Source organism: Actinomyces stomatis (genome assembly GCF_031292835.1).
Classification (GTDB): domain Bacteria; phylum Actinomycetota; class Actinomycetes; order Actinomycetales; family Actinomycetaceae; genus Actinomyces; species Actinomyces stomatis.
Genome location: NZ_JASPEP010000004.1, coordinates 1 through 15,237, shown reverse-complemented (window position 1 = coordinate 15,237; position 15,237 = coordinate 1). Strand labels below are relative to the sequence as shown.

At 70.1% G+C, this 15,237-nt stretch carries 10 protein-coding genes, 1 pseudogene and 1 riboswitch; of the genes and pseudogenes, 5 read left to right on the top strand and 6 right to left on the bottom strand.

All coding sequences use genetic code 11. The annotated features are described in order from the left end of the window. Positions 1-91 precede the first annotated feature (91 nt). The 3 genes from RIV12_RS03735 to purH all read right to left on the bottom strand — a co-directional run bounded on the left by RIV12_RS03735 (position 92) and on the right by purH (position 3,831). Positions 92-1,444 carry a dicarboxylate/amino acid:cation symporter gene (locus RIV12_RS03735; protein WP_075418542.1) on the bottom strand — a complete coding sequence of 451 codons (1,353 nt, stop codon included), beginning with the start codon at positions 1,442-1,444 and terminating at the stop codon, positions 92-94. A 179-nt stretch (positions 1,445-1,623) separates the two neighbouring features. Beyond that, positions 1,624-1,923 carry a DUF3017 domain-containing protein gene (locus RIV12_RS03730; RefSeq protein ID WP_309322467.1) on the bottom strand — a complete coding sequence of 100 codons (300 nt, stop codon included), beginning with the start codon at positions 1,921-1,923 and terminating at the stop codon, positions 1,624-1,626. A 108-nt stretch (positions 1,924-2,031) separates the two neighbouring features. Beyond that, positions 2,032-3,831 (bottom strand): bifunctional phosphoribosylaminoimidazolecarboxamide formyltransferase/IMP cyclohydrolase, encoded by a 1,800-nt coding sequence (purH, locus tag RIV12_RS03725; protein ID WP_309322208.1) that lies wholly within the window; start codon positions 3,829-3,831, stop codon positions 2,032-2,034. A 25-nt stretch (positions 3,832-3,856) separates the two neighbouring features. Continuing rightward, a riboswitch (ZMP/ZTP riboswitch) is annotated at positions 3,857-3,946 on the bottom strand. Between the two features lie 147 nt (positions 3,947-4,093). On the opposite strand from purH, the gene RIV12_RS03720 reads away from it, so the two are divergent. Next, positions 4,094-6,589 carry a hypothetical protein gene (locus RIV12_RS03720; RefSeq protein ID WP_309322206.1) on the top strand — a complete coding sequence of 832 codons (2,496 nt, stop codon included), beginning with the start codon at positions 4,094-4,096 and terminating at the stop codon, positions 6,587-6,589. Between the two features lie 15 nt (positions 6,590-6,604). Here RIV12_RS03720 and RIV12_RS03715 read toward each other — a convergent pair whose 3' ends face one another. The 3 genes from RIV12_RS03715 to sucC are packed head-to-tail and all read right to left on the bottom strand — an operon-like array spanning position 6,605 to position 10,005. Further along, positions 6,605-7,858: a cell division protein PerM gene (locus tag RIV12_RS03715; RefSeq protein WP_309322204.1), complete on the bottom strand. Its 1,254-nt coding sequence runs from the start codon at positions 7,856-7,858 to the stop codon at positions 6,605-6,607. After that, complete coding sequence (gene sucD, locus RIV12_RS03710; RefSeq protein ID WP_075418547.1) at positions 7,855-8,796, bottom strand: succinate--CoA ligase subunit alpha; 942 nt, start codon at positions 8,794-8,796, stop codon at positions 7,855-7,857. The genes RIV12_RS03715 and sucD overlap by 4 nt, the downstream gene beginning before the upstream one ends. A gap of 3 nt (positions 8,797-8,799) precedes the next feature. Continuing rightward, positions 8,800-10,005 carry an ADP-forming succinate--CoA ligase subunit beta gene (gene sucC / locus RIV12_RS03705; RefSeq protein WP_075418548.1) on the bottom strand — a complete coding sequence of 402 codons (1,206 nt, stop codon included), beginning with the start codon at positions 10,003-10,005 and terminating at the stop codon, positions 8,800-8,802. A gap of 305 nt (positions 10,006-10,310) precedes the next feature. Here sucC and RIV12_RS03700 point away from each other — a divergent pair, with 305 nt between their 5' ends. The 4 genes and pseudogenes from RIV12_RS03700 to RIV12_RS03685 all read left to right on the top strand — a co-directional run. Continuing rightward, positions 10,311-11,081, top strand: coding sequence for a phosphotransferase (locus RIV12_RS03700; protein WP_309322202.1), 771 nt, complete (start codon positions 10,311-10,313; stop codon positions 11,079-11,081). 596 nt (positions 11,082-11,677) lie between these two features. Continuing rightward, positions 11,678-14,053, top strand: a complete 2,376-nt coding sequence (locus RIV12_RS03695; RefSeq protein WP_309322200.1) for a 6-phosphofructokinase — start codon at positions 11,678-11,680, stop codon at positions 14,051-14,053. A 6-nt stretch (positions 14,054-14,059) separates the two neighbouring features. Then, positions 14,060-14,863, top strand: a complete 804-nt coding sequence (locus RIV12_RS03690) for a CPBP family intramembrane glutamic endopeptidase (protein ID WP_309322198.1) — start codon at positions 14,060-14,062, stop codon at positions 14,861-14,863. A gap of 168 nt (positions 14,864-15,031) precedes the next feature. Further along, positions 15,032-15,237 (top strand): annotated as a pseudogene (locus RIV12_RS03685) (chloride channel protein); the annotation flags it as partial.

Genomic DNA, 15,237 nt, shown 5'->3' with positions numbered 1-15,237 from the left:
TTCAGTCGGGTTCAGTCGGGTTCAGTCCGAAACGCTGATCGGGCGCCGGGAGTCACTGTGACTCCCGGCGCCCGATCAGGTTGCCTGCGATCTACTCGCCGGAGCGGGTGGCTGCGGCCGAGGCCTCGAGCTCCTCGGGGCTGACAACCCCTTCGACACTGACGGCGTGGAGGTAGGCCATGCCGTCGAAGGAGAGCTCGCGAACGTTCTCCGGGTCGCCCTCGTCGTTGACGGAGCCACCGGCCATGCGATCCACGATGATGGCGATGGCGCCGTCACCGGTGACGTTCGTGGCGGTGCCGAAGGAGTCCAGGGCGATGTAGGTGGCGATCATGAGGGCCACCTGCTGGTCGTTGAAGCCGAGCATGGAGGACAGCAGACCGGTGGCCGCCATGATGGCGCCCCCGGGCACGCCCGGTGCGGCCACCATCGTGATGCCGAGCATGAAGATGAAGCCGATCCACTGGGCGGTGCTCACGTGCAGGCCCTGGGTGAGGACGATCGCGAAGGCGAAGGAGAAGATCTTCGAGGTCGACCCCGCCAGGTGGATCGTGGCGCACAGCGGGATGGTGAAGGAGGCCACCGCGTCGGAGACGCCGTTCTTCTTCGTCTGACGCAGGGTGACCGGGATCGTGGCCGCGGACGAGGAGGTGCCCAGAGCCGTCAGGTAGGCCGGGACCATGGTGAGCAGCGCCTTGAGCGGGTTGCGGCGACCGATGATCCCCGCGGTGATGAACTGGATGCCCAGGATGACGACCTCGAGGATGAGGACCACGACGACGACCCGCAGGAGCGCCTTCATCACTGCCCCGGCCGCCCCGGTGTAGGTGAGGTTGAGGAAGATGCCGAAGATGTGAAGAGGCAGCAGAGGGATGATGATCCGCTCGATGAGACGGGTGATGATGGCCCGGAACTCGATGAAGCCCTTGCGCAGCACGCCCCGGGGCACCATGGACAGGCCGATCCCCAGGACGAAGGACAGCAGCAGGGCGGTCATGACCTCGACGGCCGGCGGCATCTCCACCGTGAAGTAGCTGCTCAGAGCCCCCTCTGGCTTGGCGACATCAGCCAGAGAGGTCCCTGCGAGCAGCCGTGGGAAGGTGGCGGCGCACACCAGGAAGGTGAGGAAGCCGGCGAAGAGGGTGGAGGTGTAGGCCAGAGCCGTCGTGACTCCGAGCCACTTGCCGGCCCCGCGTCCCAGATCGGCGATGGCGGGGGTCACCAGACCGATGATGATGAGCGGGATGGAGAAGCTGAGGAACTGACTGAACAGGTCGGAGAAGGTCGCGAAGACATTGCCGACGGGCTTGGGAATGATCGCGTGGCCCCTGAAGCGGACCGAGCCCACGAGCAGGGCCAACAGGATCGCACCAATGACCCAGGTCAGGATGCTATGGCTGAGGCGATGGGCCAGCGAGGGCGAGGCTGAGGGATTGCTTGACATAGAGGGACCTTCAGGGTGTGAAACGAGGTGACAAGACGTCTTGACTGAGGCCAGCGTGCCATACCGCTCGGTCACGACGCCGCACCGGACCGAGGAATGAGCACTCCCAGGGCACAGATCACAGAAGGTAACGCGCAGCCTCGCCGGGAGAACTCAACGATACGCGACCTACTCCCCGCTCACTGGATGCGCGGCAGGTTGACGTAAGGCGATAGGAGGAGCAGGACGGCGGCCAGGCCGATGCCGAGACCGACGTCGAACAGGCGGCTGCGCGCCGCCAGCCAGGTGCCGTCGGGGCGCTGGAGCCGGACGATGGCCAGCGACAGGATCCCGGCGGCCGCCCACAGGACGGCGATACGGCGGTGCCCCAGCAGCGCGATGGCAGGAACAGCTGCCAGGCCGAGGGCCACGAGGACAACACAGATGGTGCGGTAGGGCTCCTTGTGCTCGGCCTGCTGGGGATGCGGGTCATGAGTCACGGACAGGAGCCTATCGGCGCGTGGGGAGCGGGTCCATGCCCTCTCTCCGGCTCGCATGCCGGCCTCCTGCCCGGCGTGAGGAGTCGGGCACGAGGCGGCGAAGCCGGCTCAGTGGGAGAAGTGGCGGGTGCCGGTGAGGTACATGGTGACGCCGGCGGCCTGGGCGGCATCAATGACCTCCTGGTCACGGATGGAGCCTCCGGGCTGGACGACGGCGCGAACCCCGGCGTCGATGAGGACCTGGAGGCCGTCGGCGAAGGGGAAGAAGGCGTCGGAGGCGGCCACGGCCCCGCGAGCGCGCTGCGGCGCGGCGGCCGCGTCCGCCAGGACCTCGGCTGCGTCGGCCCCTCCGACGGCGCCCTTCTCCTGCTGCGGGCCTTCGAGTGCGGCGTCACCAGTGGATCGGGTCCCCAGGGTGTTGGCGCGCTCGACGGCCAGCTTGCAGGAGTCGACGCGGTTGACCTGTCCCATTCCCACGCCGACGGTGGCGCCATCGTGGGCCAGGAGGACCGCGTTGGAGCGCACCGCGCGCACCGAGCGCCAGGCGAAGGCGAGATCGGCCAGGAGCGCGTCGTCGGCGGCCGGCCCCGCGGCCAGGGTCCAGGTTGAGGGGTCGTCGCCGTCGGCGCTGAGCACGTCGCGCTCCTGGATGACGGCGCCTCCCGTGACCTGCTTGATCTCGTAGCCATCGCGCTCGGGGGGCTCGACGACGAGCAGGCGGAGGTTCTTCTTGGTGGACAAGATCTCCACGGCCTCGTCGTCGAAGGCGGGGGCGGCGACGACCTCGGTGAAGATCGGTTTGACCTGATGGGCCATCTCAGCGGTGACGACCGAGTTGGTGGCGATGACGCCGCCGTACGCCGAGACCGGGTCGCAGGCGTGGGCCTTGCGGTGGGCCTCGGCGACGTCACCGGCGGCCGAGACGGCGATGCCGCAGGGGTTGGCATGCTTGACGACGGCGACCGTGACGGCCTGGCCGTGGTCATAGGCGGCGCGCACGGCGGCGTCGGTGTCGGTGTAGTTGTTGTAGCTCATGGCCTTGCCGTGGAGCTGGCGGGCGCCGGCCACTCCCCCGCTCGCCCCGGCGGTGCGGTAGACGGCGGCCCGCTGATGGGGGTTCTCCCCGTAGCGCAGGCTCGCCAGGCGCTCGTAGCCGACGCCGACGTAGGCCGGCGGCGCGGCCGACCTGCTCGCCTCGGACTCGGCGGCATCGGCGGTGTCCGCGATGCCGTCGGTCTCGATCTGGCCGGCCATCCAGGTTGAGACGGCGGCGTCGTAGGCGGCGGTGTGGGCGAAGGCCTCGGCGGCCAGGCGGCGGCGGTCGGTCAGGGTGAAGCCGCCTTCCCGCACGGCGGCCGCGACGTCGTCGTACCGGTTGGGGCTGGTGACCACGGCGACGGCGGGGTGGTTCTTGGCGGCGGCGCGCACCATGGTGGGGCCACCGATGTCGATCTGCTCGACACAGGCGTCGAAGGGGGCGCCGGAGGCGACGGTGTCGGTGAAGGGGTAGAGGTTGACGATGACGAGGTCGATGGGCGTCACGCCCAGGGTGCCCAGCTGGTCGAGGTGGTCGGGCTTGCGGCGGTCGGCGAGGATGCCGGCGTGGACGGCCGGGTGGAGGGTCTTGACCCGACCCTCGAGGCACTCGGGGAAGCCGGTGACCTCTTCCACCGGGGTGACGGCCAGGCCCGCGGCGGCGATGGTGGCGGCGGTGGAGCCGGTGGACACGATCTCGACGCCGGCGTCGGCCAGGGCGCGGGCGAGCGGGACGAGGCCGGTCTTGTCGTAGACGGAGACGAGGGCGCGGCGCACGGGGACGCGGTCGGGGCTGACGAGGCCCTCGGTGGGGACGTGAGCGGTGGGGACTGCCTGATTCGTGGACTGCGAGGACTGGGACGAGGGGGACATGATGCTCCTGGTGCGGCGTGAGGAAGCGGGACGCCCAGGCGGGCGACGCCCCGTTCGTGGACGGCCTCGGCCACTCCCCGGTGGTGCCCCACCCTCGCCAGTCGTAGCCGCTCATATCCTATCGGGTGGCGGCCGCGACGCCACTGGGAGGGCGCACCGCGCCTCCCTGACCTGAGATTTGCCATGTCGCTTCCGGCGAACCGCCCAACCGATTGGCCAGTTTCCTTGCAAGCGGCTTTAGATACGGCATACAGTCCGCAACATGACTGCGCCCATCAATATCGCAGCAACACCGGTATATCGGGGAACTCCCCCTGAGCGGTGGCAGGAGGCCGCCTCCGCCTACCGGCGCTGGTGGAGCCGCCACCCGGCGTTATCCAGCGCTCTGAACCTGGTGGTGCGCGGAGCCTACGCCCTCATGATCCCGTTGCTCATCGCCGCTCTGGTGATGGTGCCGCGGTTGGCCTATGCCGCCGTTCCGGCGGCCTTCATGGCCGTGTGCCTCATGGTGGTGGCTCTCCTGGCGCGCACACGAACCATCAGCTGGCGCTCGGTCCTCCTCATGTACGGCGTCGGTGCCGCGTGGTCACTCGTCGTCGCTATGATCATGAGTTCGGTGCGCACCCGCGCAGGGCTGTCCGTCATGGGCAACGGAATGAGCATCGCGCTGACCATCGCCCTGGAGGTTCTCAGCCCGCTGGTGCCTCTGGTGCTCGTGGTCTTCCTGGCACCGGGTCGGATGCGCCGTCTGGCGGCCTCCGACTGGGCCCTGCTCGGCTTCGCCGCCGGTGCGGGCCTGACGGCTCTCAATGACGGCATCCGGGCCCTGGAGGAGAGCAGCCTGCTCTCCTCGGTCCTGGGCAACGGGCGTCTGCCCTTCTCCTTCAACCCGTGGACCTCGGGGTCGATGACCCAGGAGAACAGCAACGTCCTGGCGGTCAGCAACCAGGTGAGCACCGCGAACATCACGATGGCGGTGGCACTTGCGATCACGTTGTGGCGCCTCAAGGACTCTCCGGCCTTCGAAGGTGCCAAGAACCTCGTGTGGCTGCGGATCGTGGCCTGGATTCTCCCGGCGGTGGTCATTCTGCAGTCGGTGAGTGACCACGCCACCTACATCGCCAGGATCGCCCAGCAGCTCGGCCAGAGCGACTCCGGCGGCGGCTTCCCGGCGCTGCTCATGTTCCTGTGGCGGGTCAACGGCGGAGGCCTGAGTGCCATCCCTCTGTCCGTCATCCTCATGGCAGCCTGCCTGCTCCTGGACGCTCACCGCCGCGCCTACGCGGGCGTGCACGGCTGGACGGTGGCCGGGGCGCCGGCTCCCCGCTACCCCAACCTCACCGAAGCGCCGCCGTTCGTGCGCGCTCTCATCGTCTCGGTGGTGGCCCTGGCGAACTTCACCTGGGGCGACTTGGCCGTCACCTGGGGCGCCTACGGGGACCTGCGCCAGGGACGTCTCTACGCCATGCGAGCGGGGCGGGCCACCGCCGAGCAGGTGCGCGGCGTGCGCGCCGATGCCATGGAGGCCACGACGCCGGGCGCTGAGCCGAATGCCCGCCAGGGCTTCCGCCTGGGAATCCTGGTGGTCAGCGTCGTGCTGTTCCTCCTGTGCTGCATGTACGAGGTGCGCACCGTCTGGCAGCTCGCCCCCGAGCTCAAGGAGACCGATGACGACCTGTTCCTCTCAGCCCTGCCGCGCCTGTTCTCCCAGTGGTGGAGCGGGCTGAGTGGCACCCAGGGGCTCCTCTACGCGATCGGGGCGCTGGCCACGGTGTCCATGAGCCTCTCCCTCGTCCTGACGCTGGGGGCGCCGGGGCGCCGTATCAGCACCGCGCCGTCGTCGAGCAGCCTCGTCAGTCACCTGCTCACGCGCACGCCGGGGCAGACGTGCCTGGCCCTGCTGGACTTCGCGATGACCTACATGCCGCGCTCGGCCCTGAGCGCGAGTCCCGCCGGGGGCGGTACTGACCTGGCTGCCGAGCTCTCCGTCAACCGGCGGATCCGGGGCGCCGAGACCTTCTCCGAGAGCCAGGCGCTGTTCACGGCGCGCACCAAGCGACAGGTGGCGGTTGAAGCCGATATCGCACGTCTTCGTGAGCTCGCCGAGTCTCTGGGTGTCGTCGGTATCGATGCCCTTGAGCCTGGCCGAATCGATGAGACCGTCGCTGATCTGGCCGACTCCGGGGCCGACTCCCAGGTCGTCGGCCAGATGCGAGACCTGGCCGCCTCAGTGGCGGAGCAGCAGGCCGAGATCCTGGGCCTGACGCGCCGACTCAACACCGGGAACGGCGAGCAGTTCGCCATTCTGGAGGGGTTCCGGATCACTGACGAGTTCCGGGGTGAGGCCATCGACCAGCGGCCGGTGGACAGCCCCGTCCACGCCCTGGCGCTCTCCCCCAGCGGGAACCAGCTGGTCGTCATGGAGTACCAGGGGGCCGCCCCCACCATCGATGACGACGACGAGACCGACATTCCTCCCCGCAGGCTGCCGGGGCGCGTGGCGCACAAGTCGGCCGACAACGTCCTGGAGCACCTGGCCTCCGATGAGCGCGTCACGCGGTTCTTCCGGGAGAATCCCGGGCTGTGGCAGGCTCTTAAGGAGGGGCGGGCGCTCCTGGAGGCGAATGTCCTCTACACCCCCATTCCCGGGATGACCTACCGGGCCGGGACGGCACTCCTGGCGGTGACGCCCGAGCTCGTCGAGGGTGTGGATACGGCCGTCAACGCCCTGAGCAGCGCGGGTACGACGGCGCACTGACCCACAACACGGGCTCTACGCCTCGCCGTCCTCCTCGTCAGCGGTGTCCTCGTGCGCATCGGGCCGCCGGTAGGCCGCCGGCAGGATCGACTCGGGCAGGGTGTTCCTGGCCCAGGTGCGCGTGTAGGGGTGGGCCAGGACGGCCATGGCGGCCAGTCCGACACCGACCTCGACGAAGACGAGGATGACGGTGTAGAGGACCAGCGGGCCGACGGCGGTCATCCGGTCCGGCCCCACGGAACCGGAGGCGGCCAGGCACAACAGGCCCACGCCGCCGGCCACGAGGAGGGCGGCCAGACCGGCGGCGCTGAGGGCGTAGCGCACCCGCAGGGCGTTGAGCACCGCACGACGCCGCCAGGCGGCCACCATGGCGCCGGCCGTCACCACCAGCGGCAGCCACAGGCCTACGCTGCTCAGCGGCTCCGACGGCACCAGCCCCAGCAGTGGCAGGCGCGGGACGGGGCCGGCCACCACGCGGTCAGGAGCGAAGACGGTGCCCGTGCCCACACTGAAGCCCGCGCCGATGAGCCAGGAGCAGGCCCAGATGACCATGGTCGGCACCCAGCCGGCCTGAAGCAGGATCAGACCGGCCATCGCGACGAAGCCGTCCCTGGCCAGGGAGTCGTGCAGGACCGAGACCCGGCCGGCACCGTTGAGGACGGCCACGACCACTACCAGCAGGCTCAGCAGACTCAGGGCCCGCGTGGCCCCGTAGGCCAGTGACAGGGACGGCCCCAGCCAATGGGGACGGCGGCCCCACCATCGGGTCAGGGGCGGCCAGTCATGGCCGGCGCGCAGGAGCTGGATGGCCACGATGACGCCGGTGAGCAGGGAAATGCCGATGACGGCGGGCCAGGTGTCCAGTCCAGCGGGACCGGTGAGGCAGGCCAGGACCGCAACGATGGTCGCGGCGGCGACGATGGCCGCCCCGGCCGCCGGCCGGGAGGGGCGGGCTCGCCGTACGCAGAACCAGGTCCAGCCCGCCTGCACCAGGGTGAGCCCCAGCAGTGGCAGACTGAGCAGGCCGTCGTCCTCGGGGGACAGGGCAACCGTCCCCCCAAAGCCGAGGCTCCACAGGGCGGTCCCGGCGTGCAGAGCGTCACCGGCGCTCAGGATGGCCGCGGCGTTGAGGCCGGAGGCCGCCTTGGACACGGCGACCGTCGCCAGCACCACCACCAGCCAGACCAGGCCAACCGACTCGACCCCTACGCGCAAGGACCACAGGGCCCAGGACGTCAGGCTGACGGCTCGCTGCCGCGCCAGGCTCAAGCGCTCACCTCTCCGGCCAGCCGGCGGTAGAGCTCGCGAGCGATCTCAGCGGTCTGGCTGGGGGTGCGCCCCACTCGGACGCCGGCGGCCTCCAGCGCGATCTTCTTGGCCTCGGCGGTGCCCGAGGAGCCGGAGACGATGGCGCCTGCGTGGCCCATGGTGCGACCCTCGGGGGCGGTGAAGCCGGCGACGTAGGCGACGACCGGCTTGGTCATGTGCTCGCGGATGTACGCGGCGGCGCGCTCCTCGGCATCGCCCCCGATCTCACCGATCATGACGACCAGGCGGGTGTCGGGGTCGGCCTCGAAGGCGGCCAGGGCGTCGATGTGGGTGGTGCCGACCACCGGGTCCCCACCGATGCCGATGCAGGTGGTGAAGCCCAGATCGGACAGCTCGTGCATGAGCTGGTAGGTGAGGGTCCCGGACTTGGAGACCAGTCCCAGGGGGCCGGGGCCGGTGATGTCGGGCGGGGTGATGCCCACGTTGGAGCGGGCCGGGGAGATGATGCCGGGGCAGTTGGGACCGATGATCTGCACGCCGCGGTCGGCCGCGTAGGCGCGCATCCAGGTGGCGTCGGCCACCGGGATGCCCTCGGTGATGACGACGAGGAGGCGCACTCCGGCGTCGACGGCCTCGACGACGGCGCCCTTGGCGAAGGCGGGCGGGACGAAGACGACGCTCACCTCGGCGCCGGTGGCCTCCTTGGCCTCGGCGACGGTGCCGTAGACGGGGACCTCGACGGTTCCGGCCTGGACCTCGCCGGCTCCGGGGCCGATGGGGGTGACGTCGAAGGAGACGGTGGTGCCGGCCTTGCGGGGGTTGACGCCCGCGACGACCTTCGTGCCGGCCGAGAGCATGCGGGTGGTGTGCTTGCGGCCCTCGGAGCCGGTCATGCCCTGGACGATGACGCGGTCGTTCTCAGTCAGGAAGATGCTCATGTCTCAGGCCTCCTTGCCAGCGGACTGGCCGCTGATCTGCTCGGCGATGGCGGTGACGACGTCGGCGGCCCCGTCCATGGTGTCGACGACGGTGACGCCCTCGATGGCGGCGTCGGCCAGGATGGAGCGCCCGGTCTCGGCGTTGTTGCCGTCCAGGCGCACGACGACGGGCTTGGGCAGCCCGCCCAGGGCCTTGACGGCGGCCACGATGCCCTGGGCGACGGTGTCGCAGGAGGTGATGCCGCCGAAGACGTTGACGAGGATGGCGCGTACCTGGGGGTCGGAGGCGACGACCTCCAGGCCGGTGGCCATGACCTCGGCCGATGACCCGCCTCCCAGGTCGAGGAAGTTGGCGGGCTTCATGCCGCCGTGGCGCTCGCCGGCGCCGGCGACGACGTCGAGGGTGGACATGACCAGGCCGGCGCCGTTGCCCAGGACCCCGACCTCGCCCTCAAGGCGCACGTAGTTGAGGCCGGCCTCGCGGGCGCGGGCCTCCAGGGGGTCGGTGGCGGCGTTGTCGACGAGCTCGGCGTGGGCGGGGTGGCGGAAGCGGGAGTTGTCGTCGAGGGTGACCTTGCCATCCAGGGCGATGATGCGGCCGTCGGCGGCCTTGACCAGGGGGTTGACCTCCACGAGGGTGGCGTCCTCGGCAGTGAAGACCTCCCAGAGGCGTTCAATGACGGCGGCGACCTCGTCGGCCAGGACCCCGGCCTCGAAGCCTGCGGCCTCAACGATCCGGTGGGCGACGGCGGGGGTGATGCCCTCGAGCGGGTCGATGCCGACGCGGGCCAGGGCCTCGGGGCGCTCGGCCGCGAGGGTCTCAATGTCCATGCCGCCCTCACGCGAGCACATCGCCAGGTACTGGCGCTCGGCGCGGTCCAGGAGGATGGAGAAGTAGTACTCGGCATCGAGGTCGACGCCGTCGGAGATGAGGACGGCGCGCACTGTGTGGCCCTTGATGTCCATGCCCAGGATGTCGCGGGCACGGGCCTCGGCCTCCTCAACGGTGCGGGCGAGCTTGACGCCGCCGGCCTTGCCGCGGCCGCCGGTCTTGACCTGGGCCTTGACGACCACCAGCTCGCTTCCCGCGTCGAGGAGGGACTGCGCGGCGCTGCGCGCCTCCTCGGGGGTTGTGGCCACGGCGCCGTCGAGCACGGGGACGCCGTGCTGGCGGAACAGGTTCCTGGCCTGGTATTCGTACAGATCCATGCAGCTGATCCTCTCGGGGCATGTGGATGGCTTGCGGGGTGCGAGCCGGCCGGGCAGGCACCAGTGATGAGCCTAACGTCCCGCTGGCCGGTCAGGAGGGCGGACACGAGTGCGAAGCAACGGCATCTCACCCAACGTGGTCGCCGCGTCTCACGACGGGACGTGCGCGCCGGGGACCTCCGTCACGGCCGAGCCATCGACCGGTTCGCTGCTTGATCGACCGCCTGCCCCGGCCCGGCTCATGCCGTCGTCGACCACGAGCGCCGTCCACCCACGTAGGATGACGAGGGATGGGGGCAGGTGTTATGAGCGAGGTTCCCGAGGACCTTCAGGGCGGGTCGACCGAGGTCACCAAGGTGGGCGGCAGAGTCCTTCGCACTCGGCGCCAGGGCAGTACCAATGTCGAGTGGCTGCTCACTGTGCTGGAGCGCAGGGGATTCAGGTACTCCCCACGTTTCCTGGGCCTGTCCGACGACGACCGGCAGGTCCTCGAGTTCGTAGAGGGGCGGACCGGCAGTTATCCACTGCCTGCAGCACTACGCAGCGACGAGGCGCTCATCTCGGCGGCCCGGGCGCTGCGCTCACTGCACGAGGTGACCAGCGACCTGGCGACTGAGGTGGTGGACGGCTGGATGCTGGAGGCAGCTGAGCCCTACGAGGTCATCTGCCACGGAGACTTCGCGCCGTACAACTGTGTGTTCGACGAGAGCAGGCTGGTTGGCATCATTGACTTCGATACCGCGCACCCGGGTCCTCGCCTCCGCGACGTCGCCTACGCAATCTATCGTTTCGCCCCACTCACCGCACCAGGAAACGCGGTCGGTTTCGGTTCTCTGGCCGAGCAGGCTCGGCGGGCGCGGCTGTTCTGCGATGAGTACGGGGAGGTGAATCGGACTCAGCTCATCGAGACCGTGTGCCAACGACTGCTCGATCTGGTCAGCTACATGCGGTCGCAGGCGGCGCAGGGTGACGCGGCGTTCCAGTCCCATCTCGACGACGGCCACGACACCGTCTATCTGCGTGACGTCCACTATCTGAGGACCAACGCGGCGGCACTTAGCAGGGCGCTCATGTAAGAGACCCCGATCGAACCGCCACTGGATCGCAGCACGAGGCCTTTACCTATGAGCGCCGTCGAGAACGTACTTTCCCCACGAGGACTGCGCTTTCCTCCAGATGACTGAGGGCAGACCCCAGTCGTCTGCGGAAGATCGCAGTTCCCGACCACGAAGTACGTTCCCAATCCTGCGCTGCACACCACCACGCGAATTATCGTGGGTTGACACGAGGAGAGCTCGAGAAGGGAGACGGTCATGCCCGCACTGACGGCGACGAGCGCACTGGTGGGTGCCATGGTGCTGCTCGGCCTCTGGAGCGGCAGGCGATGGGGCTGACGACGCAAGCGCGTCCTCGACGCCGAGGCCCACAGGTTCCGGGCCCGCCGAGGCGGGTAGATCCCGGGTCGTGAACCTGACGGCCCCTGCTCCCACAGCAAGCGGACACACCACTCCCCTCATCCATGTACTCACCGGGGATCGACGAACGCGTGGAAGCCGATCCTGGGACCACAGGCGGATGACGTGGCGGCGCTCACCAGCAACAATAAGGGCTGATGCCCTCCCGGCCGACGTCGGGAGCCAGGCCCACCGGCGATCCCAGGGAAGGACCCCACATGCCAGCCGCCATGTCCTCAGACACCGTCCCCTCCCCCACCGGCTCGTCGGCCGGCCCGCTGCTCGGCCTGGACGGCGAGCCCCTGCGCATCGGGGTCCTCACCTCCGGCGGTGACGCCCAGGGCATGAACGCGGCCGTGCGGGCCGTGGTGCGCACCGCCATCCGCCTGGGGGCCAGGCCGTACGCGGTCATGGAGGGCTGGGCCGGGGCCGTGGCCGGCGGCGATGGGATCCGCCCTCTGGAGTGGGACTCGGTGGGCTCCGTCCTCCAGCGCGGCGGCACCATCATCGGCACCGCCCGCTCGGCCGAGTTCCGCGAGCGCGCCGGCCAGCTGGCGGCCGCCCGCAATCTCCTGGAGCACGGTATCGACCGGCTCGTGGTCATCGGCGGCGACGGGTCCCTGACCGGCACCAACGAGTTCCGCAAGAACTGGCCCTCCCTGCTCGAGGAGCTCGTCGCAGCCGGTGACATCAGCGCCGAGACGGCCGCCGCCCATCCCGTCCTCATGGTGACCGGGCTGGTGGGCAGCATCGACAACGACCTGGTGGGCGCCGACATGACCATCGGTACCGACTCCGCGCTCCACCGCATCCTGGAGGCCATCGACGACATCTCCTCGACGGCTGCCTCCCACCAGCGCACCTTCGTCGTGGAGGTCATGGGCCGCCACTGCGGCTACCTGGCCCTCATGGCGGCCGTGGCCGGGGGCTGTGACTACGTCCTGGTCCCCGAGCTCCCCCCGGGCAAGGACTGGGAGGAGGACATGTGCTCCAAGCTCAAGGCGGGCCGGGAGGCCGGGCGCCGTGAGTCCATGGTGATCGTCGCCGAGGGCGCCACCGACCGCGAGGGCAACCGCATCACCGCCGACGACGTCCGCCAGGTCATCGCCGACAAGTTGGGCGAGGCCGCCCGCGTCACCATCCTGGGGCACGTCCAGCGCGGTGGCCGCCCCAGCGCCTACGACCGCTGGATGTCGACGCTGCTGGGCTGCGCCGCCGCCCGCGAGGTGGTGTCCATGGAGCCGGGCAGCGAGCCGGTCATCATCGCCGAGCGCCACAACCGCATCCGCCGCCTGCCGATGATGGAGCAGATCGCGGCCACCCGCGCCGTCAAGGACCTCGTGGCCGCCCACGACTACCTCGGGGCGATCCAGGCCCGTGGGGCCAGCTTCGGCAAGATGCTCGAGCTGTTCGAGACCATGTCCACGCCTCCCGTCGAGCCGGCCAACGATGCGGGCTCGACGCCGTCGTCCAGCGACCGCCCCAAGCGGGTCGCCATCATCCACGCCGGCGGCCTAGCCCCGGGTATGAACACGGCGGCGCGCGCGGCCGTGCGCCTGGGCATCGACCACGACTTCACGATGCTGGGTGTCTACGGCGGCTTCCCCGGCCTGCTCGACGGCGACGTGCACGAGCTGACGTGGGCCGACGTCGAAGGCTGGGTCGGTGACGGCGGCGCCCAGCTGGGTACGCGCCGCGAGGTGCCCACCATTGAGCAGCTCTACGCCCTGGGGCGGGCCATTGAGCTCCATGAGATCGACGCCCTGCTGGTCATCGGCGGCTACAACGCCTACCTGAGCGCCTTCCGCCTGGTCACCGAGCGGGACCGCTACCCCGCCTTCCAGATCCCGATCGTGTGCGTGCCGGCCTCCATCGACAACAACCTGCCCGGCTCCGAGCTGAGCATCGGCACCGACACCGCCCTCAACAACGCAGTGGTGGCGCTGGACTCCATCAAGCTCTCCGCGGCGGCCTCCCACCGCTGCTTCGTCGCCGAGGTCATGGGCCGCAAGTGCGGTTACCTGTCACTGATGTCGGGCCTGGCCACCGGCGCGGAGAAGGTCTACCTCAACGAGGAGGGCATCACGCTCAAGGGCCTGGCCGCCGACTCCGAGCGGATGGTGAGCTCCTTCCGCTCGGGCCGCAGCCTCTACCTGGTGATCCGCAACGAGCGGGCCAGCGTCAACTACACCACCGACGTCCTGGCCCACATCTTCGCCGAGGAAGGCAAGGGCCTCTACGACGTGCGCGAGGCGATCCTGGGCCACCAGCAGCAGGGCGGCAGCCCCACGGCCTTCGACCGAATCATGGCGACCAAGCTGGTCGCCTACTCCCTGGAGCTGCTGGCCTGCGCCCTCAAGCGCGGCGAGCCGACGGCCTCCTACGTGGGCCTGGTGGGGGGCAAGGTCTCCAACCAGCCGTTGGACCGCATGAACGACGACCTCGACCGCGACAACCGACGCCCCCGCCACCAGTGGTGGCTGGGTCTGCGCCCCGCCGTGGGCCTGGTCAGCCAGGACATCGGGACCCTGACGCTTCAGGACGTGCCCGACTTCGGTGAGGCGGTCGACGACGCGGCCAGCGATCAGAGGTAGCAGGAGGTGGCCGCCCGAACCCCCGCCGGGGCGGAGGCGGCCCGGACTCGGAGGAGCGCCTGGGCGGCCCTGGTCCTGCTCGTCGGAGGCCTGTCGATCGGCGCCGTCCTGGCTCTGGTGGGCGGCCCCTGGCAGGTCCTCGCCGTCCTGCACCCGGGGGCGCTGGCAATCTGGTTCCTCGTGTGGCGCCGCAGCTGGCGCGACCTGCTGCGCTCCGCAGGGCCTCGCAGTCCCTGGTTGCTCTTCGCCGTCGGCGCGAGCCTGTGCGCTCTGTCCGCCGTGGCACACCACCCGATCGACAACCCGGGAGCCGTCCTCGCCCCTGTGACACCTACCGGGTTGCTGTCCGCCCTGGCCATGGCGCTGGGGGTCGGCGTGCTCATGAACGCCGTCCCCGAGGAGTTCTCGCTGCGCCGCTGCCTGCTCGAGCCCCTGCGGGCGCAGTTCGGGGGCGGGTTCGCCCTGTGGACCACAGCCCTGGCTTTCGTTGTCATGCACCTGCCCACTTGGATCTCCTCTCACGCCACCGTCTCCACCTATGCGGCTGAGGTCCCCGAGAAGCTTCTCTTCGGACTGGTGGCCGCCTGGTCCATCCTGCGCCTGGACTCCCTGGCCTTCGCCCTGGGCATGCATGTGGGCGGCAATTTCACCGGCGTCCTGCTGGACTGCCTGAGCCGGGAGGAGACCCTGACCGGGTGGAGCCGGTTCACCGCTCCGTCTGTCATCGCCATGGTCACCGAGACGCTGGTGACGGCTGCAGCCGTCTGGTTCCTGGGACGCCCGAGCCGCAAGTCGACGCCCCACCGCTAGGCCGGGCCGCGGAAGCCTGTCGGTCTCGAGACCGCCCAGGGTCTCGAGGACGCACCATGGGGCTCACGGACTGTGCCCGAGGCATCCGACGTCGAGGGTGAGGGTGTGTCCGCGACGATCCACGTACTTGACCGCACCTCAACTGCCGGGCCGGGTATGGTGCCTGGCGTGCGCGCGCTCATACGACCCCGGTTCCTTCTGGCTGCCGCCGCGGCGGGCGTGGCCGCGGGTCTCATCGGGATCGCGATGGCGCTGCTCCTGGAGCTCTTCGAGTCGCTGTTCTACGGCGTCACCCACGGCGGGCTCCTGGAACGCCTGGCCGCCGCCCCGCCCTGGCGGCGCACGCTCGCCCCGGCCCTGGGCGGCCTTGTCGC

Bases quoted from the DNA above. Each gene is read 5' to 3' on its own strand.
- sucD (WP_075418547.1), bottom strand. From the start codon at position 8,796: ATGAGCATCTTCCTGACTGAGAACGACCGCGTCATCGTCCAGGGCATG.
- RIV12_RS03735 (WP_075418542.1), bottom strand. From the start codon at position 1,444: ATGTCAAGCAATCCCTCAGCCTCGCCCTCGCTGGCCCATCGCCTCAGC.
- RIV12_RS03695 (WP_309322200.1), top strand. From the start codon at position 11,678: ATGCCAGCCGCCATGTCCTCAGACACCGTCCCCTCCCCCACCGGCTCG.
- purH (WP_309322208.1), bottom strand. From the start codon at position 3,831: ATGTCCCCCTCGTCCCAGTCCTCGCAGTCCACGAATCAGGCAGTCCCC.
- sucC (WP_075418548.1), bottom strand. From the start codon at position 10,005: ATGGATCTGTACGAATACCAGGCCAGGAACCTGTTCCGCCAGCACGGC.
- RIV12_RS03700 (WP_309322202.1), top strand. From the start codon at position 10,311: ATGAGCGAGGTTCCCGAGGACCTTCAGGGCGGGTCGACCGAGGTCACC.
- RIV12_RS03720 (WP_309322206.1), top strand. From the start codon at position 4,094: ATGACTGCGCCCATCAATATCGCAGCAACACCGGTATATCGGGGAACT.